A 26,279-nucleotide genomic window follows, 5' to 3' on the forward strand; every position below is an offset into this window, starting at 1 on the left:
CGCAGATAAAAAAAAACCCCGCAATGCGGGGTTTTTTATGGCTTTCACACGGGTAGCTTAAGGAAGAATTGAAGGCTGATCGGCGCCTTCTTTTTCCACTTTTTGCTGCAACATGTGTTCACGCTTCATGCCTAGTTTCAGAGCCAGCGCGGACGCCACATAAATCGATGAAGCCGTACCGATTGAAACACCAATCAACATGGTCAGTGAGAAACCACTCAGCAATGCACCACCAAACAAATACAGCATCAGGATCACGACTAACGTGGTACCGGATGTGATTAATGTTCTGTGCAACGTCTGGGTCAACGACACGTTAAAGATTTCGTAAGGCGTCCCGCGACGGATCTTGCGGAAGTTCTCACGAATACGGTCCGATACGACGATGCTGTCGTTAAGCGAGTAACCGATAACCGACATCAACGATGCGACGATGGTCAGGTCAACCTCGATATGGAACAACGAGAGCACACCCATGGTGATCACAACGTCGTGAGCCAGCGCGATAACCACACCGGCTGCCAGACGCCACTCGAAGCGGAAACCGACGTAAACCAGGATAGCGATCAATGCCACTAACAGTGCCATAGCACCATTTTGCGCCAAATCGGCCCCTACGCTTGGACCCACGAACTCGATACGTTTTACCAGAGCATTCTGGCTGGTCGTTTCGTTAATCACGCTAAGAACTTTAGCACCCAGTTCCTGGCCGCCTGTTTCACCCTTAGTCGGTGGCATACGAACCATGATGTCACGGCTGCTACCAAAATTCTGTACCAGCGGTTCTGCAAAGCCTGCTTTCTCAAGCGAAGCGCGCATCACGTCCAAATCCGCAGGTTTTTCCAGCGAGATTTCAATGACCGTACCACCGGTGAAATCCAGACCCCAGTTGAAACCTTTTACACCGATAATGGCGATAGAAAGGATCAACAGGAAACCAGAGATACCGAAAGCCCAGTAATCCCAGCGCATAAAGTCATAGACTCTACGGCCGTGGTTTAATTGTTCAACAGTATATTCCTGTGCCACAACGCACTCCTCAGATAGACAGCTTTTTGATGCGCTTGCCGCCGTACAACAGATTTACGAGGGCACGGGTACCGACGATTGCGGTAAACATGGACGTCGCTACACCAATACCGGTTGTAATCGCAAAGCCTTTAATTGCCCCGGTGCCGACGGCATACAGGATGATGACCTTGATTAGCGTCGTGACGTTGGCATCAAAAATGGAGCTGAACGCGCCTTTGTAACCTTCATCAATAGCCTGCTGTACTGTACGTCCGTTACTAAGTTCTTCTTTAATACGTTCGTTAATCAGTACGTTGGCATCAACCGCTACGGCAAGGGTTAATACGATACCCGCTATACCCGGCATGGTGAGTGTTGCCCCTGGTATCAGAGACATGATCCCAACAATAAGCACCAGGTTAGCAATCAGCGCAGAGGTCGCAATCAGGCCAAACTTCTTATAGAAGAACAGCATGAAGATAATTGAGACCACAAGTCCTGCCAGACAGGCTTCCAGACCTTGCTTGATATTTTCCATCCCTAAGGTCGGGCCGATGGTGCGTTCTTCAACAATCTGAATTGGCGCGATCAACGCCCCGGCACGCAGCAGCAGAGAGAGCTGACGGGCTTCATTCGGATCGTTCACCCCGGTGATACGGAAGCTGTTACCCAGACGTGACTGAATAGTCGCCACGTTGATGACTTCTTCCTGTTTCGCCAGAATCGAACGGCCATTGGCATCTTTCTTACCGCTGTCTTTGTACTCCACGAACAGGGTCGCCATCGGTTTGCCGATGTTGTCCTTGGTGAAGTTAGACATGGCGTTACCGCCAGCGCTGTCGAGAGAGATGTTAACCTGCGGCTGATTGTATTCATCCATACTGGATGTGGAATCAGTGATGTGGTCACCGGTCAGGATCACGCGCTTGTACAGCACAACCGGACGGCCATCACGCATGTTTTTCACTTCACTGTCACCCGGTACACGACCGGTCGCGGCAGTTGAAGCGTCCACATTGGTGTTAACCAGACGGAATTCCAGTGTCGCAGTCGCGCCTAAGATTTCTTTGGCACGCGCAGTATCCTGAATACCCGGCAGCTCAACCACGATACGGTCAGCACCCTGACGCTGTACCAGCGGCTCGGCGACACCCAGTTGGTTAACACGGTTACGCAGGATGGTGATGTTTTGCTGAACGGCATACTCGCGAGCTTCACTCAGGCGAGCATCAGTCATCACCACTTTGACGGCATTGTCGCCGCTGTTGGTGATCACTAAATCGCGGTGACGTGGGCTCAGGTAGCTGACCGCAGAATCACGGGTAGCAGCATCGCGGAAACGCACTTCAACGCCATAGTTGTCGAGCTTACGCACCGTGGCATAAGGAATATTCTTGTCGCGCAGATCACTGCGCATATTGTCCATCGTTTGTTCTTGCAGCTTGGTTAACGCGGTATCCATATCCACTTCCATCAGGAAGTGCACACCACCACGTAAATCGAGGCCCAGCTTCATCGGCTCAGCGCCCAGCATACTCAACCAGCGCGGCGTTGCCGGTGCAAGGTTCAGTGCAATAACAAACTTATCGCCCAGCGCTTCAGTCAGCGCTTCACGTGCACGAAGTTGTACATCCGTGTCTTTGAAACGGGCAAGAATAGCGCCATTCTCCAGAGCAACTGATTTGATCTGGATTTTGCTTTGATCTAATACATTACGGACTTGGTCCAGCGTTGCTTCACTGGCGTCGGAACCCCGAGCACCAGTGATTTGAACAGCCGGATCCTCACCATAAAGGTTGGGAAGTGCATAAAGCAGCCCGACGATGATCACGACGATCAACATCAGATACTTCCACGCAGGATAACGGTTTAACACGGCAGTTCCCTTCGGGAAAATCGAAAATTAGATAGACTTAATCGTGCCTTTTGGCAGAACAGCTGCCACGAAGTCACGTTTAATCATCACTTCGTTAGTGTCGTTCAGTGCGATAACCACGTAGCCGGTTTCGGATACTTTGGTTACGCGACCGATCAGGCCACCGCTGGTCATAACTTCATCACCTTTACCGATAGAGTCCATCAGTTTTTTGTGTTCTTTCGTACGTTTCTGCTGCGGGCGCAAGATCATGAAATAGAAAATCAGACCAAAGACCACCAGCATGATGACCAGAGAGTAAGGACTTCCCTGTGACGGTGCGCCGGTCGCTGCGACTGCATCGGAAATGAAAAGACTCATTTAACTTCCCTCATTGTTGTTGTGAAGCAAATTGATGTAAAACTAACCCGGGATCCGACCCGGAGTCTGGCGATGAAACGTCTCGCACAATACCCCATAATGCCGGCCCAAGAAATTATAAAATCGGCACCCCCTTTCGAAGATGCCGACGCGAGAAAGAAATCAGAAGTTTAAAGGCGGAACCGGTTTGCCTTTACGCTCGTAGAAGTCTGTCACAAACGCGTCTAATTTACCCTCTTCGATAGCCTGACGTAAACCGGCCATCAGACGCTGGTAATAGCGCAGATTGTGGATCGTATTCAGCCGCGCACCCAGAATTTCGTTGCAACGGTCGAGATGATGCAAGTAGGCACGGCTATAATTGCGACATGTGTAGCAATCACAGTGCTCGTCGAGCGTTGACGTGTCATCTTTATGCTTCGCATTTCGGATTTTCACGATACCGTCAGTCACGAAAAGATGACCATTGCGCGCATTGCGCGTTGGCATCACGCAGTCGAACATGTCGATGCCGCGACGTACGCCTTCCACCAGATCTTCCGGTTTACCGACACCCATCAGATAACGAGGTTTGTCTTCCGGAATTTGCGGGCAAACGTGCTCCAGAATACGGTGCATGTCTTCCTTCGGCTCGCCGACTGCCAGGCCGCCCACAGCGTAACCATCAAAGCCGATATCTACCAGCCCTTTTAATGATACATCTCGTAAATCTTCGTAAACGCTTCCCTGAATAATCCCGAACAAAGCATTCTTATTATTCAATTCGTTGAAGCGATCGCGGCTGCGTTTTGCCCAGCGCAAAGACATCTCCATCGAGCGTTTTGCGTAATCCCAGTCAGCAGGATATGGCGTACATTCGTCGAAGATCATCACGATGTCGGAGCCGAGATCGTTTTGGATCTCCATGGATTTTTCCGGGCTCAGGAAGACCGGATCACCGTTGATCGGGTTGCGGAAATGCACACCCTCTTCTTTGATTTTACGCATCGCACCCAGGCTGAACACCTGGAAGCCGCCGGAATCGGTGAGGATCGGACCGTGCCAGTTCATGAAATCGTGCAGGTCGCCATGCAGTTTCATGATCTCCTGACCCGGGCGCAGCCACAGGTGGAAAGTGTTGCCCAGTAAAATCTGTGCGCCGGTCTCTTTCACTTCTTCCGGGGTCATGCCTTTTACGGTGCCGTAAGTGCCCACCGGCATAAATGCCGGCGTCTCGACCACGCCACGTTCAAAGACCAGACGCCCGCGGCGTGCGCGGCCATCGGTAGTGCTTAATTCGTACTTCACATTGCCTCCAGCATCAGAGAAACAGTCTGATGAGGTTAAGTCCGTGGCATGACGCCCGGAAAAGAAAGCCCGGATGCACCGAGTGCGACCGGGCCGGTAGTTACAAAAATCGTTACTGGCCGACCACTTCCTGCGGCGCCAGCGGGTTACGGTTGATGAACATCGCATCGCCATAACTGAAGAAACGGTACTGCTCTGCGACGGCCTGATGATAGGCATTCATCGTATTTTTATAGCCGGCAAACGCCGACACCAGCATGATCAGCGTTGATTCAGGCAGGTGGAAATTGGTGATCAGGGAATCAATCACCTGATAGTGATAGCCCGGATAAATGAAAATCTTGGTATCGCCAAAGAACGGCGCAATCAGCGCATCTTCACTGGCCTTGGCCGCGCTTTCCAGCGAACGCACAGACGTGGTGCCTACGGCGACGACTTTATTCCCGCGTGCTTTACAGGCCAGGACGGCATCCACCACGTCCTGAGGCACTTCGGCATACTCAGCGTGCATGATGTGGTCTTCGATGGTGTCCACACGAACCGGCTGGAACGTCCCGGCGCCCACGTGCAGCGTGACGAAAGCAAATTCCACACCTTTCGCTTTCAGCGCATCCATCAGCGGCTCATCGAAATGCAGGCCAGCGGTGGGCGCGGCTACCGCACCCGGACGTTCGCTGTACACGGTCTGATACAGTTCACGGTCAGCATCTTCATCGGGACGATCAATATACGGCGGCAGCGGCATGTGGCCGATTTCGTTGAGCAGAGTAAAGACATCACGGTCTTCATTAAATTCCAGCTCGAACAACGTATCGTGGCGCGCCACCATCGTGGCTTTAATGTCTTCTTTATCACCGAGCAGCAGTTCAGCACCCGGTTTTGGCGATTTGGACGCACGCACATGCGCCAGTACGCGGTGCGAATCAAGCACACGCTCAACCAGCACTTCAATTTTACCGCCGCTGACCTTACGGCCAAACACGCGGGCCGGGATCACGCGGGTATTGTTGAATACCAGCAAATCGCCGGGATGAATTTTATCGAGAATGTCGGTGAACACGCCGTGCGTTAACTCACCGCCCGGCCCGTCCAGAGACAACAAACGACAGCCGCTGCGCTGGGTCTGCGGATAGCGGGCAATCAGGGATTCAGGGAGTTCAAAAGAAAAATCGGCAACACGCATGGCTTTTCACTTCACTTAACGACAAAAACAGGCGGCTTAGTCTAGTGGGACGGGGCATCCCCTGCAAGCATCTGCGTCAATAAAGGCATCCGCTGCCCTGTCAGAGATCAACTTTCCTGCGTTATACTTCGCGAATGAATTTTTTAGCCCATCTCCATCTGGCTTCTTTAGCCGGAAGCTCCCTTACCGGCAACCTGCTGGCAGACTTCGTTCGCGGCAATCCTGACGGTCAGTTTTCTGCTGAAATCGTCAGCGGCATCCGCATGCACCGTCGCGTAGATACCATGACCGATGCGCTGCCGGAAGTGAAAATTGCCCGCAGCTATTTTCGTGAGGATTTTCGCCGCGTCGCGCCGATCACCCTTGATGTCGTCTGGGATCACTTTCTCTCACGTCACTGGTCTACCCTTCATCCTCAGCAATCGCTGGAAGATTTTCTTGAGGCCTGCCAGCAGGAAATCGAACCGCAGTTGCCTGACATGCCGGAACGTTTCCAAAATCTGAATGCGTATTTATGGCCGGAACGCTGGATGGAACGGTATGCCGCGCTGCCTTTTATCGGCAATGTGTTACGCGGTATGGCTAACCGGCGACCAAAGCTGAGCGCGCTGACCGGCTCATTTCATGATATCGAACTCAATTACGACGCCCTGGAGCAACTGTTCTGGCAGTTTTATCCGGTCATGATGCAGCAGGCCAAAGACCGCCAGCTCTGAAACATCCGGCGGATTTTGTGAAATACGCCACATTTCCCTGCAAAACAAAAGGTTGTTGTTAAAGAAGTATGAGACTTACTTCAAAGACTGATAGCCGGATGCTATCTGATTGATTGGTGCGATGGGGTTTATTCACCCGAGGGTTGCCCCTATACTGGCAGTCGTTTTGTTCACCCTTCCTTCTCACCTACGACGCCCGTAAGGGTTTCATAAGGAGTAATATTATGGTTCTGGTAACTCGTCCAGCCCCTGACTTCACCGCAGCAGCAGTTCTCGGTAGCGGCGAAGTAGTTGAAAACTTCAACTTCAAAAAACACACTGCAGGCAAACCTACTGTTATCTTCTTCTGGCCAATGGACTTCACTTTCGTATGTCCTTCTGAGCTGATCGCTTTCGATCACCGTTACGAAGAATTCCAGAAACGTGGCGTAGAAGTTGTCGGTGTGTCCTTCGACTCCGAGTTCGTTCACAATGCATGGCGTAACACCCCTGTTGAGAAAGGCGGTATCGGTCCTGTTAAATACGCGATGGTTGCTGACATCAAACGCGAAATCCAGAAAGCCTACGGTATCGAACATCCGGACGCTGGCGTTGCACTGCGCGGCTCTTTCCTGATCGACAAAGAAGGCGTTGTTCGTCACCAGGTAGTGAACGATCTGCCACTGGGTCGTAACATCGACGAAATGCTGCGTATGGTTGACGCACTGCAATTCCACGAAGAGCACGGCGAAGTGTGCCCGGCTCAGTGGGAAAAAGGCAAAAAAGGTATGGGCGCATCTCCGGACGGCGTGGCTAAATACCTGACAGAAAACGCATCAAACCTGTAATCCCTTCACGGATGTAAAGGTCAATAACGGTCAGCCTCGCTGGCCGTTTTTTTTGCCTGCCATCCGGCACGATCACATTTTCCCCTTCCCGCTCCTCGTATTGCCTCTTTTGCGTCTACGCTGAAAACGGTCTGACCGCGTCATTCTGGCGTGCCGATTGCATAAACATTGTCGGACTGAAATCACAAAAAAGCGTTATCACACAATAACCTGAAGGTTATGACTCATAAGACAGGGTAATAAACAGGAGCCCCTATGTTACGGAAATCACTCATCGCGCTGGCCATGCTGACCAGTCTCCCGCTGTACGCCGCGTCGAATCCTGCGGTTGAAGCCAAAAACGGCATGGTCGTCACCTCGCAATATCTGGCCTCTCAGGTCGGCGTGGATATTCTGAAAATGGGCGGCAATGCCATCGATGCTGCCGTGGCTGTTGGCTATGCGCAGGCGGTCGTCAACCCATGCTGTGGCAATATCGGCGGCGGAGGCTTCATGACGGTGCATCTTGCTGATGGCAAGGACACATTCATCAACTTCCGCGAAACCGCCCCGGCGGCGGCCAGCGCCAATATGTATCTGGATGCCGACGGCAACGTGAAGAAAGGTGCCAGCCTGTACGGCTATCTCGCCGCAGGCGTGCCGGGTACCGTGTTGGGCATGGATACCGTGCAAAAGGAATACGGCAAACTGACGCGTCAGCAGGTGATGGCACCGGCGATTAAACTCGCCCGTCAGGGCTTTGTACTGACCCGCGCCGATACCGATATTCTCGATACCACGGTGAAACGCTTCAAAGAAGACCCTGAAGCCGCGCGTATTTTCCTGCGTAAAGACGGCAGTCCGCTGCAACCTGGCGACAAACTGGTGCAAACCGATTTAGCCAACACGCTGGAATCCATTTCTCAACACGGACCGGATGCATTCTACAAAGGCGACATCCCGGCGGCGGTAGAAGCGGCCTCCAAAAAAGGCGGCGGCATCCTGACGGCAGCGGATTTCGCGAACTATAAAGTCACCGAAGACACACCGATTTCATGCAGCTATCGCGGGTATAAATTCGTCTCAGCGCCCCCGCCAAGCTCCGGCGGCGTGACGATGTGTGAAATTCTCAATATTGTGGAAGGCTATGACCTGAAAAGCATGGGCTTCAACTCCGCGGCTTCGATTCACGTCCTCACCGAAGCCATGCGTCATGCCTATATGGACCGCAATACTTATCTAGGCGATCCGGAATTTGTGAAAAACCCGATCGACCGTCTGGTCAGTAAAAGCTATGCCGATGAAATCCGTAAGAAAATAGAAGCGGATAAAGCCACGCCGTCCACGGCGGTTCAGCCGGGTATGGAACCGCACGAGAAGCCGGAAACCACGCATTATTCTATTGTCGATAACCTGGGCAACGCCGTGTCCACCACTTATACGGTCAATGGCCGCTTTGGTTCGGTGGTGATTGCGCCGGGTACCGGTTTCTTCCTCAATGACGAAATGGATGATTTCACCACCAAAGTCGGCGAGAAAAACCTCTACGGTCTGGTGCAGGGAACCAAAAATGCCATCGCCCCCGGTAAGCGCCCACTATCGTCTATGAGCCCGAGTCTGGTGACCAAAGACGGTAAGATCTTCATGGTGCTGGGTTCGCCGGGCGGTTCACGCATTATCACCATCACCTTGCAGGCGGCGCTGAATGTCATTGATTACGGCATGGCACCACAGGAAGCGGTCGATGCGCCGCGTATTCACCATCAGTGGCTGCCGGATGAAGTGTATTACGAGCAGCGCGGCGTTTCTCAGGACAGCCTGAACATCCTGCAGAAGATGGGTTACAAAATGGTTGAACAGACGCCGTGGGGCGCGACAGAGCTGATTATGGTGGGATTACCGGGGGCTGCTGGCGTGACATCAGCGAACTCAGGCAATGACTCTGCGGTGTCCGGCAAGGTTCGCGAAGGTTATCTGTATGGCGCGAATGATGTGCGACGCCCCGCTGGTGCCGCCATCGGTTATTAACCGCCATCCTTCGGGCTGTCTCTGCGTTGCCGCCTTGATATAGCCCGAACGAGTGGGTTAATAAAATGTATAAACAGCAAAAAGCCCCCGGGATCATCAGATCCCGGGGGCTTTTCTTTACCGGAAGGTAAGTGCTTGCTTACGCTTTGTTGTTCAGCGCCAGCGCTTGTTTTTTGCGGTCATTGCGCAGTTTAAAGGCATAACCGACCAGCAGCGCCACAACCCACACCATCCCGACGTACAGCGAAATACGGGTATCCGGGAAGTAACCAATCAGGCCAATAATGAACACCAGGAAAATGATACCGAACACGGAGGTGTAAACACCGCCACGCAGCGGGAACTCAAGTTCTTTCACCTGCTGTTTGCTCAGCTTGCGACGGAAACCAATCTGGGAGAACAGGATCATAATCCACACCCAGACAGTTGCGAACGTCGCCAGAGACGCGATCACCAGGAACACGTTAGACGGCATGATGTAGTTCAGGTAAACCGCCACCAGCAGCGCCGCCATCATCACCAGCACGGTGACCCACGGCGTCCCCAGACGCGATACCTTACTGAACATTTTCGGTGCCTGTCCCTGCTCTGCCATACCGTGCAGCATACGGCCCACGCCGAATACATCACTGTTAATGGCCGAAAGCGACGCGGTGATCACCACAAAGTTCAGAATGGTCGCCGCCGCCGTAATGCCCATATGCTGGAAGGTCAGTACAAACGGACTGCCCTGCGTACCCACCTGATTCCAGGGAAAAATAGACATGATCACAAACAGCGTACCCACGTAAAACACCAGAATACGCAGCGGTACGGAGTTGATCGCTTTCGGAATGGATTTCTTCGGATCTTCAGCTTCACCGGCAGTGATGCCGATAATCTCAATGCCGCCGTAAGCAAACATCACCAGCTGGAGCGACAGAATCGTCCCCATAATACCCTGACTGAAGAAGCCGCCGTTGCTCCACAGATTGTGGATACCGGTCGCCTGACCGCCATTGCCGATGCCCCAGAAGATAATGCCGAAGCCCGCCACGATCATGATGATGATGGTCAGGACTTTGAAGAAGGAGAACCAGAACTCCAGCTCACCGAACACTTTCACGCTGACCAGATTGATCGCGCCGATGATCAGCACCACGCTGAGCACCCAGGTCCATTGCGGTACATCCGGGAACCAGACGCCCATATAAATGCCGAATGCCGTCACATCCGCGATGGCGACAATCAGGATTTCGAAACAGTAGGTCCAGCCGGTGATGTAACCCGCCATCGGCCCGAGATAATCCTGCGCGTAACGTGAAAACGAACCACTTTGCGGGTTGTTAACAGACATCTCACCGAGCGCGCGCATGATGATAAACGCGATGATCCCGCCGACCAGATACGCCAGCAATACGCTCGGCCCGGCCATTTTGATGGCATCTGCCGAGCCATAAAACAGACCGGTTCCGATGGCTGATCCCAGTGCCATAAAGCGGATATGGCGCGTTGTCAGGCCACGTTTTAACTTCGTGCCCGGCGCTTGATTCTGCGCGGTTGGTTGTTCAGCTTCTTGCTGCATGTGCATTGACCCGTATTGTTTTTTTAACTTTCAAAAATCGTATTCTAAAAAATGACTTTTAGCCTGCCAATGAAAAAGCCACGGAAGGGGTCTCCGTGGCCTGATTGGCGAAACATTCGTCAGACGATCATGCTTTTATGTCTTCGAACATTCACCCGATGATCATTGGTGCGCGGTAACGCTGCGCGGGCCGCTGATTTTGTCATAAATCCCGACCAGTACCAGCATTAATAATGACGGTGGTAACCAGGCAAGACCTTGCGCAGCCAGTGGCAGGTTCGCAGTCCAGGCTGGCATCAGGTCAGCAAAAGCAGAGGCCTTGATACCGTCAACAATGCCGAACACCAGACTCACGACCATCACCGGCGCCACGATACGCGTGGTGCTGTTCCACCAGCGCAGGGTGAAGCTCAGCACGACCAGCGCGATACATGGCGGATAAATCGCCGTCAGCACCGGTACAGAAATCGCAATCAGATGGCTCAGACCCAGGTTGGACACCAGCATGGAAAACAGACCCAGAATGAAGACCAGTGACTTGTAAGACAGCGGCAGATACTGAGCAAAGAACTCCGCACAGGCGCAGGTCAGGCCCACAGCCGTGACCATACAGGCGATGAAGATCAGCGCACCGAGGAAGAAACTGCCCACACCACCGAAAGTATGCGCCACATAGGCATGCAAAATAACCGCCCCGTTGGTCGCGTCAGGCACCAGTGAAGCACTGTTTTCGCCGAGCTTGAACAGGCTCAGATAAACCAGCATCAGCCCCAGACCGGCAATCAGCCCGGCCAGCACCGTATAACGGGTCAGCAGTTTGGCGTCAGACACACCACGGGAACGCGCGGCATTGACGATAACGATACCAAACACCAGCGCACCCAGCGTATCCATGGTCAGATAGCCGTTCACAAACCCGCTGGAAAACGGCACCGTCTGGTAAGCGTCAACCGCAGGCATCGGCGAACCGGCAGGCCACAGCACAGCAGCGATACCCAGCGCACCCAGTGCCACCATTTTCAGCGGAGCCAGGAAATGGCCGACGGTATCGAGCAGACGGCCCGGATACAGGGAAATGCCGATCACCAGAGAGAAGTAAATCACGCTGTAAATCAGCAGAGGCAGCGGGCCGTCACCGGTCATCGGCGCGATACCCACTTCAAAGGAAACCGTCGCGGTACGTGGCGTGGCAAACAGCGGGCCGACAGCCAGATAACACACGGTGGCCAGAAGAATACCGGCACCACGACCAATCGGCGTACTCAGGGCATCCACACCGCCGCCAACGCGCGCCAGTGCAATTACCGTCATCACCGGGAGTCCGACCGCAGTGATCATAAATCCGGCGGCTGCCCACCAGACGTCATGACCTGCCTGCAAGCCAACCATAGGCGGGAAAATGATATTTCCGGCCCCGACGAATAAGGCGAAGGTCATGAAACCTAACGCCAGAATATCTTTATTTGTTAAACGAGTACTCATGATTGGTGTCGTGTTGCCTGTTCAAATGAATAAAGTGTCCGATGCTGTCGTCGTGCTACTTCGTCAAAAGGATGAATGGCCTGAAAAAGCCAGAGAGCACCAATGTGAGGATCGAAGTGAGCTAAAAACGCCTGATGATATGCAGATGATTACGTTGTTATGCAGGGAGTATCGAGCGACAGCGGAGGCTAAGGTAATCTTTTATAGCGTATAAAGGCAAGCCGTGATCCAAAAAGCAGAGTCTTCGACCAGATTAAGAATGGAAAGCAGTAATATTCACTAAATACAGCGAAAAACGCGCCATATGATATGTATGATTTTTGCGCTAACAGAGCACAAGATATGCTCCGATGAGATGAAAAATGCGTGAAATCACCACCAGAAGGTCATTTCACGCACAATATTCAGAATATTTACCAAGCCGGTAATTTGCCGGCGAGATATTTACCAGACGCGGGCAGCGATATCGACCACCAGTTTCAGTTTTTCCCACTGTTGCGCTTCGGTCAGGCTGTTACCCTCTTCCGTTGACGCAAAGCCACATTGCGGGCTGAGGCAAATCTGGTTGATATCCAGATATTCGGCCGCTTCTGCCAGACGGGCTTCCACTGTTTTTGCCAGTTCAAGTTCACCGGATTTGGTGGTGATCAGACCCAGAACCGCCTGCTGATGCCCCTTCTTAATGAAACGCAGTGGCTCGAAGCCCCCTGAACGCTCATTGTCATATTCCAGGAAGAAGGCATCAATGTTCACACCGCCAAACAGGATCTCCGCGACCGGCTCATAGCCGCCTTCTGAAATCCAGGTGGAACGGAAGTTGCCACGGCACACATGCAGACCAATCACCAGATCATCCGGTTTACCGGCGATGGCTTTGTTCAGCACATCCGCGTAAGTGCGTGCTAACTCTTCCGGAGAATCGCCACGCTCGCGGATTTGTTTCTTCTGATCTTCAGAACACAGATAAGCCCAGACGGTGTCATCGAGTTGCAGATAGCGACAACCGGCATCGTAAAACGCCTTAATCGCATCACGGTAAACCTGTGCCAGATCGTCAAAATAATCTTTCAGATCCGGGTACACCTCTTTGCTGATGGCATTACGACCACCGCGGAAATGCATCACGCTCGGGCTTGGAATGGTCATTTTCGGCACGGCCGTTCCGCTGATGCTTTTCAGGAAGCGGAAATCTTCCAGCATCGGATGTGAACCGAAACCGAGTTTGCTGACCACTTTGATGCTGCGTGCTTTGGTCTGAACGCCGTTGAACTGGATACCCTGCACTGCGTCGTAACCTTCCACCCCTTCCAGCCCTTCGAAGAAATCGAAGTGCCACCACGCACGGCGGAACTCACCGTCAGTGACCACTTGCAGACCCGCTTCTCGTTGTAAATCCACCACACGGCGGATTTCGGTGTCTTCCACCGCACGCAGCTGGGCGGCATCAATCTCACCGGCCTGGAACTGCTTACGCGCTTCTTTAATCGCCGCAGGGCGCAGGAAACTGCCGACGACATCGGCGCGGAACGGAGGGGTTGAACGTTGCATGCATGACTCCTTTTAGGCACCCCGCTTCTAAGGGCGGAATACGAATGATTTACAAAGTAAATAATTACGCGGCGTTATATGTAGACATCTGGATGTCTAAACGTCTTTAAACCGATATTGTCATGCAGAATGTTCAGGGGCAACAGAGGAATCTTCATGGGACATGAATAAAATTCATGTTGGTGTGAGAGATGTTCAGTCTATAAGGGAGGTCATAAGCCTGAAATCCGCAGATAACAGGCTTTCGGAAATCAGGGTTTTATCACAACTTGCGAGTTGGAATCCTCAGGAACAATCAACTTCGGTGCCAGCGTAAATATAAAGCGGGTTCCGGTGCCGACTTCACTCATCACTTCCAGTTTGGCGTGATGATGGCTGAGCGCATGTTTGACGATCGCCAGTCCGAGGCCGCTGCCGCCGGTCTGGCGTGAGCGGGCTTTATCGACGCGGTAGAAACGTTCCGTCAGGCGCGGCAGATGTTGCGGTGCAATACCCGGTCCGTTGTCGCTTATCTGGAACTGCGCGCCGTGCGGCGTTTGTTGCCAGCTGACTTCAATCCGGGTACCGGCTGGCGTGTGGTTGACCGCGTTATACACCAGGTTCGACACCGCGCTGCGCAGCTGATCTTCGTTGCCGAACACTTTCAGCTTGTCGTTTACCCGGAACACCACGTCATGCCTGCCGTTGCTGAGCGTTTGCACTTCACGTTCCAGCATGCCGAGCATCAGCGGAATATCGACTTTCTCGTGCAAATCGATATTCGCTGAGGCTTCAATTTTCGACAGCGTCAGCAGCTGTTTCACCAGCCCGTCCATCCGCCGCGTCTGTTCCTGCATGGTATCCAGCGCTTTGCTGCGAAACGGTTCTTCCAGCTTGGCGTCTTCCATCATTTCCAGATAACCCTGCAATACCGTCAGCGGGGTTCGCAGTTCATGACTGACGTTGGCGAAAAAGTTACGCCGTGCGCCTTCGAGCTGGCGCATCTGCGTGACGTCGCGCGCCACCATCAGCAGTTGCCCTTCGGAATAGGGCATGACGCGAAACTCGACGTAATGCTCATTATTGAGTTGCAGATTCAGGGCACGGCTGAAATCGCGGGTCTGGATCCACAGCCGGAATTCCGGATAACGCAGCAGGTTAAAGATGTGCTGGCCGTTATCTTCCGGCCAGCGGAAACCGAGCAAATCCTGCGCCAGTCCGTTACACCAGAAAATATTGCCTTCTTCGGTCGTGAGCACCACGGCGTCCGGCAACGATTCGGCACCGCTGCGAAAACGCTTGATGAGCTGGCCTAATTCGCGACGGCGACGCCGGTTACGCATCTGCATCTGGTTCAGCCCGTAAAACAGCGGCTCCCAGCTCCAGCGGCCATTCGGCGGGGTAATGCTGCGGTCGAGCCACAGCCAGTGAGAAAGTTTCAGCTGGTTGTAATAATTCCAGCCCAGTGCCGCCATCAGCGACACAAAGAGGAGCCAGCCAAAATGGCCGACGAAGATACCGAGGATTAACGCGGGCAGGCAAAAGAGAAAAAATTCACCTGCCAGCCGTTTCCATGACAAACGTTCTAGCACACAGATTCTCCGCTGTGAGGGCTCAATAACGCGTTGAAAAACGGTATCCGGTACCGCGAACAGTCTGGATCATTCTGTCATGTCCACTGGTTTCCAGCGCCTTACGCAAACGACGAATATGCACGTCAACCGTGCGATCTTCCACATAAACGTTAGTGCCCCAGACGTTATTCAGCAACTGCTCGCGGCTGTAAACACGTTCGGAGTGCGTCATAAAGAAGTGTAATAATTTAAATTCTGTCGGCCCCATATCGAGCGCCTGCTCGTTGGCCATCACACGGTGAGACGACGGATCCAGGCTTAAACCCTGCATGTCGATCACTTCTTCTACCGCCATTGGCGAGATGCGGCGCATCACGGCTTTAATGCGGGCAACCAGTTCTTTCGGAGAAAACGGTTTGGTGATGTAATCATCGGCACCGACTTCGAGGCCGCGCACCCGATCTTCTTCTTCACCGCGCGCGGTCAGCATCATCACCGGGATTTCGCGGGTCAGGGCTTCACGTTTCAGGTGTTTAATAAACTGAATACCGGAACCGCCGGGTAACATCCAGTCGAGCAGGATCAGTTCAGGGTAAGGTTCAGCAAGCTGCCCGATCGCTGAATCAAAATCCTCAGCTTCTACTGCCTGATAGCCATTCTGTTCCAGTACAAAACACACCATTTCACGGATTGGAGCTTCGTCTTCAACCACCAATATACGTCTAGCCATCGTAGGTCCTGCCAATAGGTTAGCGATCTTTTATTTGATTGCGGGCGCCATTATGCGTCAGTTTTGTGACAGATTTATGAATAGAAAGGATGGTTCATTACAGTCAAATATGACAGAGACATTTCTTCTATTTAGCGGCCATCTTGCTGAAATTGGTCTGATTTATCGGGGACAGCGTCCCCTGCCGACGTTTATACTTTGCCCCATCGTTGTCATCCAGGATCCACACGGGAGTCTCATGCGCCTGATCCACACGTCAGACTGGCACCTCGGCCAGTACTTTTTCACCAAAAGCCGCGCTGCCGAACATCAGGCATTTTTGCGCTGGCTGACCGGTCAGGTGCAGCAACATCAGGTCGATGCCGTGATTGTCGCGGGGGATATTTTCGATACCGGATCACCGCCCAGCTATGCCCGCGAATTGTATAACCGCTTCGTGGTGGAATTACAACAAACCGGCTGCCAGCTGGTGGTGCTGGCCGGTAATCACGATTCTGTCGCCACGCTCAACGAATCCCGCGAACTGCTTTCCTGCCTGAATACCCGGGTGATTGCCACCGTGGGTGAAAACCTGGCGGAACAGATTTTAGTGCTCCGTCAGCGCGACGGAACGCCCGGCGCGGTGCTGTGTGCCATTCCGTTTTTACGTCCGCGTGATTTGCTCGCCAGCCAGGCCGGACAATCCGGCAGCGACAAACAGCTGGCATTACAGGAAGCCATTGCCGCCCATTATGACGCGCTGTGGCAGGCCGCGCAGGCGAAACGCGATGAACTGGGCGTACCGCTGCCGGTGATTGCCACCGGCCATCTGACCACCGTCGGCGTCAGCACCTCCGATTCGGTGCGCGACATCTATATAGGCACGCTCGATGCGTTTCCGGCACAGGCTTTTCCGCCAGTCGATTATGTGGCACTCGGCCATATTCACCGCGCGCAGTGCGTCGCCAAAACCGACCATATCCGCTACAGCGGCTCGCCGATTGCCCTGAGTTTTGACGAACTGAGCAAGGCCAAAAGCGTCTACCTGCTTGATTTCGAGGGTGCGACACTCAACGCCATCGAGACGCTGGAAATCCCGGTTTTCCAGCCGATGCAGATCATCAAAGGCTCGCTGGCGGAGATTGAAAAGCAACTGACACAGTTCGAAGGCGGCGATCCGGCAAAACCCGTCTGGCTGGATATTGAAGTCTCCACGCAGGATTATCTCAGCGATATTCAGCGACGTATCCAGGCGCTGACGGCAGATTTGCCGGTAGAAGTGGTGCTGTTACGCCGCAGTAAAGAACAGCGCATCAACCGCATTGAGCAACAGGAAAAAGAAACCCTCAGCGAACTGAGCGTCGGCGATGTCTTTGAACGGCGGCTGGCGCTGGAACCCGATCCCGATGAACCGCGTCAGGCGCGGATGCGTACCTTATTTGCGCAGGTGGTTGAACAGGTCACCAGCGGTCAGAACGCGGAGGACAGCGCACAATGAAAATTCTCAGCCTGCGTTTAAAAAACCTGAATTCGCTGGAAGGCGAATGGAAAATTGACTTCACCGCCGAACCTTTTGCCAGTAACGGATTGTTCGCCATTACCGGCCCGACCGGCGCGGGGAAAACCACCCTGCTCGATGCCATTTGTCTGGCGCTGTATCACCAGACGCCGCGTCTGAACATCACGCCAAGCCAGAACGAACTGATGACCCGCCACACCGCCGAATCGCTGGCGGAGGTGGAGTTTGAAGTCAAAGGCGTGGGTTACCGCGCATTCTGGAGCCAGCGCCGCGCCAAAAACTCGCCGGACGGCAACCTGCAGGCACCGAAAGTGGAGCTGGCATTGCTGGCCGACGGCAAAATTCTGGCTGACAAAGTACGCGATAAACTCGACACCATCGCCTCACTGACCGGACTGGATTTTGGACGTTTCACCAAATCGATGATGCTGTCTCAGGGGCAGTTCGCCGCCTTCCTGAATGCGGATGCCAACGATCGCGCCGAACTGCTGGAAGAACTGACCGGCACCGAAATTTACGGACTGCTGTCTGAGCGTGTGTTTGAGCAACATAAAGAAGCGCGCATTACCCTCGACGGCCTGCATCAGCGCATGGCGGGTATCGAACTGCTCAGCGAAGAACAGCGCCAGACGCTGGAGGCGCAACTTGCTGAACTGAACGCACAGGAAATCAGCCTCAGTCAGCAGGCACACCAGCACCAGCAGGATCTGAACTGGCTGCAACAGTGGCAACAGGCACAGCAAAAACAGCAGCAGTCTCAGCAGCAGCTCACCGCCGCAGAACAGGAAAATCTGGCCGCCGCGCCGCAGTTACAGCAACTGGCGCGCAGTGAACCGGCAGAAAAACTGCGTCCGTTACTCGTGGATCGCCAGCGTTGTCAGGACGAATCGCAACGCCTTCAGCAATGGCTGACACAACTGACGCAGCAGCAGGAACAGCAGATTGCGCAGCTGACGCCGCTGAAACAGGCGGAAGAACAGGCACAAACGGCGCGGCAGACACAGGCGGAAGCACAGCGCCAGATGCAGACGCTGATCGAGGAAAAGATCCTGCCGCTGGATGGCGACATCGCCCTGCTGCGTAAATCGCTGGCTGAAATGCAGCAGTCGGCCGGTGACGCACAGAAACAGGTCGCTGAACAACACGCGGCGCTGGTGCAAATCACGGCAGAACGTCAGAAACTGGACGAAGAAAGCCGTCAGCATCAGACCAGCCAGACCGCACTGACCGACGCACTGAGCAGCGCACAACAACGACAAGCGGCGCTGGAAAAACAGCACCCGCGGGCGGCATTGCAGCAAAGGCAGACTGAACTCATCCAGCTGCGCCCGGTGCGTCAGCAGCTGTTCTCCCTGATGCAAATTTTCCCGCAACTTAACCAGCGGGTGCTGCAACAGCACAACGATGCCGCGCAGTACCAGACGCAACTGGCTGAAGAAGAACAGCGTCTGGGCGCCATCCGTCTGCAATGTCAGAAACAGCTGGACCATCTCAACGACGTCAAAACCCTGCATAAACAGGAAATGCTGATCGTCAGCCTCGAAGCCGAACGTGCCAGCCTGCAAAGCGGCCAGGCCTGCCCGCTGTGCGGCTCGACATCGCATCCGGCAATTGAACATTATCAGGAGGTCAAACCTTCTGAAACGGCGCTGCGCGTCGAGAAAATGCAGCTGGAGTTTGATGCGGCGAAAGCCAGCGGCATCGAACTGGCAGCGAAAATCAAAAGCCTGAAAGAGCAGCAAACCCGCCTGCAAAGCCAGCTGGAACAAGATCAGCAGCAACTGAATGCACATACTGCGCACTGGCAGCAGCTCAGTGAATCACTGAATCTGACCTTCACGCTGCATGACACCGCTGACATCACGCAATGGCTGACCGCACGCGACGACGAAGAGCAGCAGTCACAGACGCTGATCAGCCAGCACGAACAGCTGGCACGGGCGCTGCAACAGGCCAAAGATGCCCTGAATGATGCCCTGAACGCACAGCAGAAAGTGCAGCAGCAAAGCGCGTTGCTGACTGAACGTTTCACACGGCTGGAAGAGACGCAGGCGAAATCCCAGGAACATCTCGCGAAGCTGCAAAAACAGTGCGCTGAGGGTGAAAAATCACTGGCGGAACTGAACGCCAGACGTCACGAACTGTTCGGCGATCGTCAGGTGGCGCAGGTACGCGGGCACTTACATCAGCAACAGCAGGCGGCAGAAAAGGCCGTCAGCGATGCTCAGACCGCGCTGCAAAAGGCGCAGGAACAGCGTGATCAGCTTGCCGGTCAGCTCGCCAGTACGCAGCAGCAACAGCAGCAGGCGCTGACACGTCTGACGCAGGCGGAACAGGCGTGGCAACAGGCGCTCGGCGCCAGCGGCTTTGCGGATGAGGACGCCGTAAAACAGGCGTTGCTGGATGACGCGTTACGTCAGCAACTTCAGCAACGGAAAGAACATCTGCAACAACAACTGGCGCAGGCGCAGGCCTTGCTGGTCGACGCCAAAGACATGCTGGAAAAACAGAGGCTTGCCCGCCCCGCGCATCTCAGTGAGACCGACAGCGATCTTCACGCGCTGACCGCGCAACAGGCGGAGCTGGCGCAACAGCTGAAAGCCTTACAGCAACGTCTGGGTGAAGTGAAGAATCAGCTGGAAAGCGACAAACAGCGTCACAGCGGACAACAGGCGCTGATTGCTCAGATTGCGCAGGCGCAGCTGACCTGTGATGACTGGGGCTATCTCAATCAGATGATTGGCTCCAGCGATGGCGCGAAATTCCGTAAATTTGCGCAGGGTCTGACGCTCGATCATCTGGTGTATCTGGCCAACCGACAGCTGGAAAAACTGCATGGCCGGTATCTGTTGCAGCGTAAAACCAGCGATGCGCTGGAGTTGCAGGTGGTCGATACCTGGCAGGCGGACGCGGTGCGCGACACCCGCACGTTATCCGGCGGCGAAAGTTTCCTGGTCAGTCTGGCACTGGCGCTGGCACTGTCAGATCTGGTCAGCGATAAAACCCGCATCGACTCGCTGTTCCTTGACGAAGGGTTCGGCACGCTCGATGCCGACACGCTGGATACCGCGCTGGATGCCCTCGACAGTCTGAATGCCTCAGGTAAAACCATCGGCGTGATCAGCCATGTCGAGGCGATGAAAGACCGTATTCCGGTGCAGATCAAAGTCACCAAAGTGAACGGTCTGGGCGTCAGCCGCCTGAGCAGTGAATTTAAAGTCTGATCCCTCGCCACCGCCGGGCAGGTTGCTAGATAAATTGCTAGCCGCATGCCCTGCGGTGGATCCTTTTTGTGAAAGCGTGCACAAAAATCGCACCAGTTCAGTGCGCGATTTTTCCCCAACCTGCTGAATTTACGCTTATTCCCGCTGCCGGAATGAACTGGCACGCCCTGTGCTTAACGTTATGTATACAAGTTGCAGTACAAGTTGCAACGTCCTCATAACCGCTTAGGGAACCGCCAATGAAAAACATCAAACCTGAAGTTGATAAAAAACGTCGCCAGCTGATGAAATGGCTCGCCATTACCGGCGGAGTGTCCACCCTTGGCGGAATGATCCCGACGTCCGTCTTTGCCGCCGAAGACGATGAGATCCGCATCGGTTACTGGCCGATTGTCGGCGGTTTACCGCTGTATGTGGCGCTGGAACAGGGCTTTTTTAAACAAGCCGGACTGAATGTGAAAGGCGTTAAATTCGCCAGCGCCCAGCAAATTGTCGAAGGGATGATCACCGGCAGGATCCACGGCTGCGCCAACGGCACGGCAACCGGCGCGCTGGGGCTGGGGGCGATCACCTCACCGGGGCTGTTCAAAATTATCTGCTCCAACCCGTCCAACCATAAGCTGGTGCTGGATGAATTTCTGGTGCCGCTGAACAGCACAGCCAGCGCCATCAGTGACCTGAAAGGCAAGAAAATCGCCTGCGGTCCGGGGATCCAGAACGTCACCATGGCAAAAATTATTCTGGAGAAAAATGGCTTCACTCACCCGTCGGTGATCGAACTGCCGGTCGGCCAGCACGCTCCGGCGCTGGCGGCCGGACAAATTGACGGCGTCTATACGCTGGAACCGACCGGCACGGTCGGGCGCATGAAGCATCTTTCCCGCACGCTGGAAACCGGCGTGATTTCTAAATACGTGCTCGGCAATGCCGACGCCCCGTGGTTTGGCGGCGCGGCGGCACTGAACGCCAGCTTTATCGCGGACAAACCGGAACAAACCAAAAAGTTTATTGCTGCTTATCAGAAAGCCGTGGAGTTCATCGCCGCACAGCCTGACAAAGCCCGCGAAAACGTCGCCGGTTACACCAGCATTGAACCGGCGCTGGTGAAGGAAGTGCCGCTGCCGGGCTTTGTGATGTATCCCGATTTAAAAGGCGACAACCTGCAATGGTTCCAGAAGTTTTATGACGTCTTTACCGAAAGAAAAATCTTCAGCAAGCCGGTAGATGTCGCCTCGCTGATTTATCAGGGATAAGGAGAAACAGGATGACTTCACGCTGGTCTTCAAGGTTACTGCCGCTGGTCGGTCCGGTATTGCTGTTTTTATTCTGGCAACTGGCCGTCAGCGCAAAATGGCTGAACCCGGTGCTTCTGCCCTCGCCCGTCGAGACAATCGGCTACATGTTTCAGTCGTTTTCGGATGCGTCCATGCGCACTGACATCGGCGCAACCCTCTACCGCACGCTGGTGTCCTTTGCCTTTGCGGCGGTGATCGGCGTGCCGCTCGGCGTGATCTTAGGCAGTAACGAAAAGGTTTACCGCAGTCTGGAATTCCTCATCGACTTCTTTCGCTCTACTCCCTCGTCGGCACTGATCCCGCTGTTTATGCTGATTTTCGGCATCACCGATGCCAACAAAATCGCTATCGCCGCCTTTGCCGCCGTGCTGGTGATCTTGTTTAACAGCGCCTACGGCGTGATGAATGCCAAAAAAACCCGCCTGATGGCGGCCAGAGTGATGGGGATTTCCCGCTGGCATATTTTCAAAGACATCATGCTGATGGAAAGTCTGGCGCAGACGTTTGTCGGTTTGCGTACCGGCGTGTCGATAGCGCTGGTGATCGTCATCGTCGCCGAAATGTTTATCGGATCCGAAACCGGCCTCGGCCACCGGATCATTGATGCCCAGCAGGTGTTCAATATCAAAGACATGTACGCCTCGATCCTGATCACCGGCGCGCTGGGTTACCTGCTTAATCTGGCCTTTTTGCTGATCGAGAAAAAAACCGTCCACTGGAGTAGCAAAGCATGACGCAACCTCTCTCGCTGAACCCGGATTATAAAGGCCCGCAGTTGCCGCAATACGCCACCCGCCCCGACACCCATGTAACGATCCGCGGGCTGAGCAAGGCATTTGCCGGACAGCCGCTGTACACCGATCTGAATCTGGATCTGCCGCGTGGCAAAATCGTATCGATTTTCGGGCCGAACGGCTGCGGAAAATCGACCCTGATGAACATGATCGCCGGGCTGATCCCGGTCGATAAAGGCGACATTCTGTTTGACGGAAAAACGCTGGCACAGACCACCATCGGCTACGTATTCCAGAACTACCGCGACGCGCTGTTTCCGTGGATGAGCGCACGCGCCAATATCGCCTACCCGCTGATCCGCCACGGCATGAGCAAAGCGGATGTGAATGCGCGGGTGGAGGAACTGACGCAGATGTTTGATATCCGCTTCGATCTGAAACGCTATCCGTACGAGCTTTCCGGCGGCCAGCAGCAAACCGTGTGCATCATGCGTGCGCTGGCAACGCGGCCGGAAGTGATGTTCCTCGACGAACCTTTCTCGGCGCTGGATTTCGAAATGACCTTGTTTATCCGCGATAAATTGCAGGAAGTGCAGCTGGCGACCGGCGTCACCATGCTGATTGTCTCGCACGATCTGGAAGATGCGGTGTTTCTGGCGGATGAGATTTTACTGCTGACGCGGCGGCCGACGCAGATCGCAGAAATCGTGCCGTTCGATCTGCCACGTCCGCGTGGTTCAGAAATCATGAGCCATCCGGAATTTATCCGCGTGAAGGCGCATACGTTGGAGGTGTTTAAACGGGAGATGGCGCTTTAACGGTGGGGCGATGAATGAGATCAGGGGCGCAAAAGCTGCGCCCCTTTTTATTGCCTGACAACGCCCTGTTTTATAACGCGAAACGCGATTGAGGCCACAGCCAGGCGGCGCCGCGTACGCCGCTCGAATCGCCGTGAACCGCTTTCAGCATCGGCGTTTCACATTCACCGCCAAACACCCATTGTTTGATCAGCAACGGCACGGTCTGATAAATGCGATCGACGTTGCTCATGCCGCCACCAAAGACAATCACATCCGGATCGAGAATATTCACCACGTTCGCCAGGGCTTTTGCCAGACGACGTTCATAACGCCCCAGCGCCCGCTCTGCGGTTTCGTCGCCCTGCTCCACCAGCGCAATGATCTCTGCGCCTTTCAGCCGCTGACCGGACAGACGGAAGTAATCTTCGGCAAAGCCGGTGCCGGAAACAAAGGTTTCGACGCAACCGGATTTCCCGCAGTAGCAAGGCACCTCGCGGGCAAACTGCATTTCCTCTTCATCCTGCCACGGCAGGGGATTGTGTCCCCATTCTCCTGCGTTACCGTTGCCGCCCGCATGGGCCGCGCCGTTCAGTGCCACGCCGGAACCGCAGCCGGTGCCGATGATGACCGCAAACACCGTATGACGACCGGCACCTGCGCCGTCGGTGGCTTCCGACACCGCCAGACAGTTGGCATCGTTGGCGATATGCACTTCACGTTTTAACAGCAGCGCCAGATCCTCATCCAGCTGCTGTCCGTTCAGCCAGACCGAGTTTGAATTTTTCACCTTGCCGGTAAACGGCGACAGTGTGCCGGGGATCCCCAGCCCGACGCTGCCGTGCTGACCGGTCGCCTTTTCGGCGTCCAGCACCAGCCCCTCAATCGCTTTCAGCGTGCGCTCGTAGTCATTTCTCGGCGTATCAACACGCTTGCGAAACAGCTCTTTGCCTTCATCAGATAACGCAATCACTTCTATTTTTGTGCCGCCTAAATCAATGCCAATTCGCACGTGTTGTTCTCCTTTTACACCTTGCAGGGTCAGTTTTTTTTGAGTTTATTCAGTTTAGAAGCCAGACGCGACTGTCACCAGAATAAGCTGTTATGCAATGTTACAGGGTGCCGCGATTTCTTAACGACGACTGGCGCTCAATTGGTTATCATGCCGCCCTGCATTCATTTATTCAGCGTACCACGGGTGCGCCGGGACAGGGATAACGCCATGTTATGGTTTAAGAATTTGTTGGTTTACCGTTTGAGCCGTGAAGTTTCGTTATCTGCTGACGAAATGGAAAAACAGCTCAGTGCTTTCACCTTTACCCCGTGCGGCAGTCAGGATATGGCGAAAACCGGCTGGGTCTCGCCGATGGGTTCTCACGGTGGCGATGCACTGACACACGTCAACGGCGGGCAGATCCTGATCTGCGCCCGTAAAGAAGAAAAAATTCTGCCTTCTCCGGTGATCAAACAGGAGTTACAGGCCAAGATTGAACAGCTTGAAGGCGAGCAACACCGCAAGCTGAAGAAGACCGAAAAAGACTCCCTGAAAGATGAAGTGCTGCACAGCCTGATGCCGCGCGCCTTCAGCCGTTTCAGCCAGACGTTCATGTGGATCGACACCGTTAACGGCCTGATCATGGTCGATGCCGCCAGCGCCAAGAAAGCCGAAGACATGCTGGCGCTGCTGCGTAAAAGCCTCGGTTCGCTGCCGGTGGTGCCACTGACCATGGAAAGCCCTATCGAACTGACGCTGACCGAATGGGTGCGTTCAGGCGATACTCCGGCCGGGTTTGCCTTGCAGGACGAAGCCGAGCTGAAAGCGATTCTGGAAGAAGGCGGCGTGATCCGCTGTAAAAAACAGGCGCTGGTCAGCGACGAAATCGCCACGCACATCGAGAATGGCAAACTGGTGACCAAACTGGCAGTGGACTGGCAGGAACGTATTGCGGTGGTGCTGGCCGACGACGGCAGCATTAAACGCCTGAAATTCAGCGACGTGATCCGCGATCAGAACGAAGACATCGACCGCGAAGATTTCGCCGGACGTTTCGATGCGGACTTCGTGCTGATGACCGGTGAACTGGCCGCGTTAATTCAGAATCTGATCGAAGCACTGGGCGGCGAAGCGCAGCGTTAACACCGGATTCAGCACATAAAAAAGGCGCTAACCGGGCGCCTTTTCTCTTTTAACGGTGTCTGAATAAATTACTTGGTCAGGTATTTACACAGGTACGACGTGGTTTCGCCGACCTGCAAGTTGAATTCACTTTTACCCGGAATGTAGAAAGTTTCGCCCGGCTTAAACACCTGCCAGTCCGGCGATCCCGGGATCAGCACTTTCAGGGAGCCGCTGATCACAGTCATTTCTTCCGGTTTTGCGGTACCGAAGGTGTACTCGCCGACGGCCATCACGCCAACACTGGCTGAACCCGTACTTTCGCTGTCGAAACCAATCGACTTCACTTTCCCGTCAAAATACTCATTATTTTTCAACATAGATTGGCCCTTTGCGATAATTTTCAGAGCCTTCATATTAGGGGCAGAAACCGTCTTCTGTCACTGATTATTACCGCTTTATCTGCACCAG

The 26,279-nt window shown here is 54.2% G+C and carries 21 protein-coding genes; 9 read left to right on the plus strand and 12 right to left on the minus strand.

Features of this window, described 5'->3' with window-relative positions; translation table 11 throughout:
- Window positions 1-57: 57 nt before the first annotated feature.
- The 5 genes from secF to queA form a co-directional block, all read right to left on the minus strand.
- Window positions 58-1,029 (minus strand): protein translocase subunit SecF, encoded by a 972-nt coding sequence (gene secF / locus EYY67_RS11265; RefSeq protein WP_095924933.1) that lies wholly within the window; start codon window positions 1,027-1,029, stop codon window positions 58-60.
- Between the two features lie 10 nt (window positions 1,030-1,039).
- On the minus strand, window positions 1,040-2,887 hold the full coding sequence (gene secD / locus EYY67_RS11270; RefSeq protein ID WP_119826807.1) for a protein translocase subunit SecD: 1,848 nt from the start codon (window positions 2,885-2,887) through the stop codon (window positions 1,040-1,042).
- A gap of 27 nt (window positions 2,888-2,914) precedes the next feature.
- Complete coding sequence (gene yajC / locus EYY67_RS11275) at window positions 2,915-3,247, minus strand: preprotein translocase subunit YajC (protein ID WP_095924931.1); 333 nt, start codon at window positions 3,245-3,247, stop codon at window positions 2,915-2,917.
- A 162-nt stretch (window positions 3,248-3,409) separates the two neighbouring features.
- Window positions 3,410-4,534: a tRNA guanosine(34) transglycosylase Tgt gene (gene tgt, locus EYY67_RS11280; RefSeq protein ID WP_095924930.1), complete on the minus strand. Its 1,125-nt coding sequence runs from the start codon at window positions 4,532-4,534 to the stop codon at window positions 3,410-3,412.
- Between the two features lie 112 nt (window positions 4,535-4,646).
- A complete protein-coding gene (gene queA / locus EYY67_RS11285) occupies window positions 4,647-5,717 on the minus strand; it encodes a tRNA preQ1(34) S-adenosylmethionine ribosyltransferase-isomerase QueA (RefSeq protein ID WP_095924929.1) in 1,071 nt (356 codons plus the stop codon).
- A gap of 134 nt (window positions 5,718-5,851) precedes the next feature.
- Between queA and EYY67_RS11290 the strand changes: the two genes are divergently transcribed.
- The 3 genes from EYY67_RS11290 (at window position 5,852) to ggt (ending at window position 9,267) form a co-directional block, all read left to right on the plus strand.
- The gene (locus EYY67_RS11290; RefSeq protein ID WP_095924928.1) at window positions 5,852-6,433 is read left to right on the plus strand and encodes an ACP phosphodiesterase; all 582 of its coding nucleotides are present in this window, start codon (window positions 5,852-5,854) and stop codon (window positions 6,431-6,433) included.
- A 224-nt stretch (window positions 6,434-6,657) separates the two neighbouring features.
- A complete protein-coding gene (locus EYY67_RS11295) occupies window positions 6,658-7,260 on the plus strand; it encodes a peroxiredoxin C (RefSeq protein ID WP_095924927.1) in 603 nt (200 codons plus the stop codon).
- A 255-nt stretch (window positions 7,261-7,515) separates the two neighbouring features.
- Entirely contained in the window at window positions 7,516-9,267 is a 1,752-nt protein-coding gene (gene ggt / locus EYY67_RS11300) for a gamma-glutamyltransferase (protein WP_095924926.1), read from the plus strand.
- A 139-nt stretch (window positions 9,268-9,406) separates the two neighbouring features.
- On the opposite strand, the gene proY is transcribed toward ggt, so the two are convergent.
- The 5 genes from proY to phoB all read right to left on the minus strand — a co-directional run bounded on the left by proY (window position 9,407) and on the right by phoB (window position 16,144).
- Window positions 9,407-10,831, minus strand: coding sequence for a proline-specific permease ProY (gene proY / locus EYY67_RS11305; RefSeq protein WP_205948387.1), 1,425 nt, complete (start codon window positions 10,829-10,831; stop codon window positions 9,407-9,409).
- Window positions 10,832-10,993: 162 nt separating this feature from the next.
- Window positions 10,994-12,313, minus strand: a complete 1,320-nt coding sequence (gene brnQ / locus EYY67_RS11310; protein ID WP_095924924.1) for a branched-chain amino acid transport system II carrier protein — start codon at window positions 12,311-12,313, stop codon at window positions 10,994-10,996.
- Window positions 12,314-12,757: 444 nt separating this feature from the next.
- Window positions 12,758-13,861: a cobalamin-independent methionine synthase II family protein gene (locus EYY67_RS11315; protein WP_095924923.1), complete on the minus strand. Its 1,104-nt coding sequence runs from the start codon at window positions 13,859-13,861 to the stop codon at window positions 12,758-12,760.
- Window positions 13,862-14,112: 251 nt separating this feature from the next.
- Window positions 14,113-15,432 (minus strand): phosphate regulon sensor histidine kinase PhoR, encoded by a 1,320-nt coding sequence (phoR, locus tag EYY67_RS11320; protein ID WP_131693516.1) that lies wholly within the window; start codon window positions 15,430-15,432, stop codon window positions 14,113-14,115.
- Between the two features lie 22 nt (window positions 15,433-15,454).
- Window positions 15,455-16,144 carry a phosphate response regulator transcription factor PhoB gene (phoB, locus tag EYY67_RS11325; RefSeq protein WP_131693517.1) on the minus strand — a complete coding sequence of 230 codons (690 nt, stop codon included), beginning with the start codon at window positions 16,142-16,144 and terminating at the stop codon, window positions 15,455-15,457.
- 238 nt (window positions 16,145-16,382) lie between these two features.
- On the opposite strand from phoB, the gene sbcD reads away from it, so the two are divergent.
- The 5 genes from sbcD (at window position 16,383) to EYY67_RS11350 (ending at window position 23,713) form a co-directional block, all read left to right on the plus strand.
- On the plus strand, window positions 16,383-17,621 hold the full coding sequence (gene sbcD / locus EYY67_RS11330; protein ID WP_095924919.1) for an exonuclease subunit SbcD: 1,239 nt from the start codon (window positions 16,383-16,385) through the stop codon (window positions 17,619-17,621).
- Complete coding sequence (gene sbcC, locus EYY67_RS11335) at window positions 17,618-20,866, plus strand: exonuclease subunit SbcC (protein WP_131693518.1); 3,249 nt, start codon at window positions 17,618-17,620, stop codon at window positions 20,864-20,866. Before sbcD ends, sbcC begins: the two co-directional genes overlap by 4 nt.
- 239 nt (window positions 20,867-21,105) lie before the next feature.
- Window positions 21,106-22,119 carry an ABC transporter substrate-binding protein gene (locus EYY67_RS11340; protein ID WP_119826815.1) on the plus strand — a complete coding sequence of 338 codons (1,014 nt, stop codon included), beginning with the start codon at window positions 21,106-21,108 and terminating at the stop codon, window positions 22,117-22,119.
- Between the two features lie 11 nt (window positions 22,120-22,130).
- Window positions 22,131-22,895, plus strand: coding sequence for an ABC transporter permease (locus tag EYY67_RS11345; protein ID WP_095924916.1), 765 nt, complete (start codon window positions 22,131-22,133; stop codon window positions 22,893-22,895).
- Window positions 22,892-23,713: an ABC transporter ATP-binding protein gene (locus tag EYY67_RS11350; RefSeq protein ID WP_229920935.1), complete on the plus strand. Its 822-nt coding sequence runs from the start codon at window positions 22,892-22,894 to the stop codon at window positions 23,711-23,713. The genes EYY67_RS11345 and EYY67_RS11350 overlap by 4 nt, the downstream gene beginning before the upstream one ends.
- A gap of 70 nt (window positions 23,714-23,783) precedes the next feature.
- Here EYY67_RS11350 and mak read toward each other — a convergent pair whose 3' ends face one another.
- Window positions 23,784-24,704: a fructokinase gene (gene mak / locus EYY67_RS11355; RefSeq protein WP_095924915.1), complete on the minus strand. Its 921-nt coding sequence runs from the start codon at window positions 24,702-24,704 to the stop codon at window positions 23,784-23,786.
- A gap of 210 nt (window positions 24,705-24,914) precedes the next feature.
- On the opposite strand from mak, the gene rdgC reads away from it, so the two are divergent.
- Window positions 24,915-25,829: a recombination-associated protein RdgC gene (gene rdgC / locus EYY67_RS11360; RefSeq protein WP_119826819.1), complete on the plus strand. Its 915-nt coding sequence runs from the start codon at window positions 24,915-24,917 to the stop codon at window positions 25,827-25,829.
- Window positions 25,830-25,897: 68 nt separating this feature from the next.
- Here rdgC and ppnP read toward each other — a convergent pair whose 3' ends face one another.
- Window positions 25,898-26,188 (minus strand): pyrimidine/purine nucleoside phosphorylase, encoded by a 291-nt coding sequence (gene ppnP, locus EYY67_RS11365; RefSeq protein WP_013576688.1) that lies wholly within the window; start codon window positions 26,186-26,188, stop codon window positions 25,898-25,900.
- Window positions 26,189-26,279 lie beyond the last annotated feature (91 nt).

This window comes from Rahnella victoriana (assembly GCF_004330295.1).
GTDB classification, from domain to species: domain Bacteria; phylum Pseudomonadota; class Gammaproteobacteria; order Enterobacterales; family Enterobacteriaceae; genus Rahnella; species Rahnella victoriana.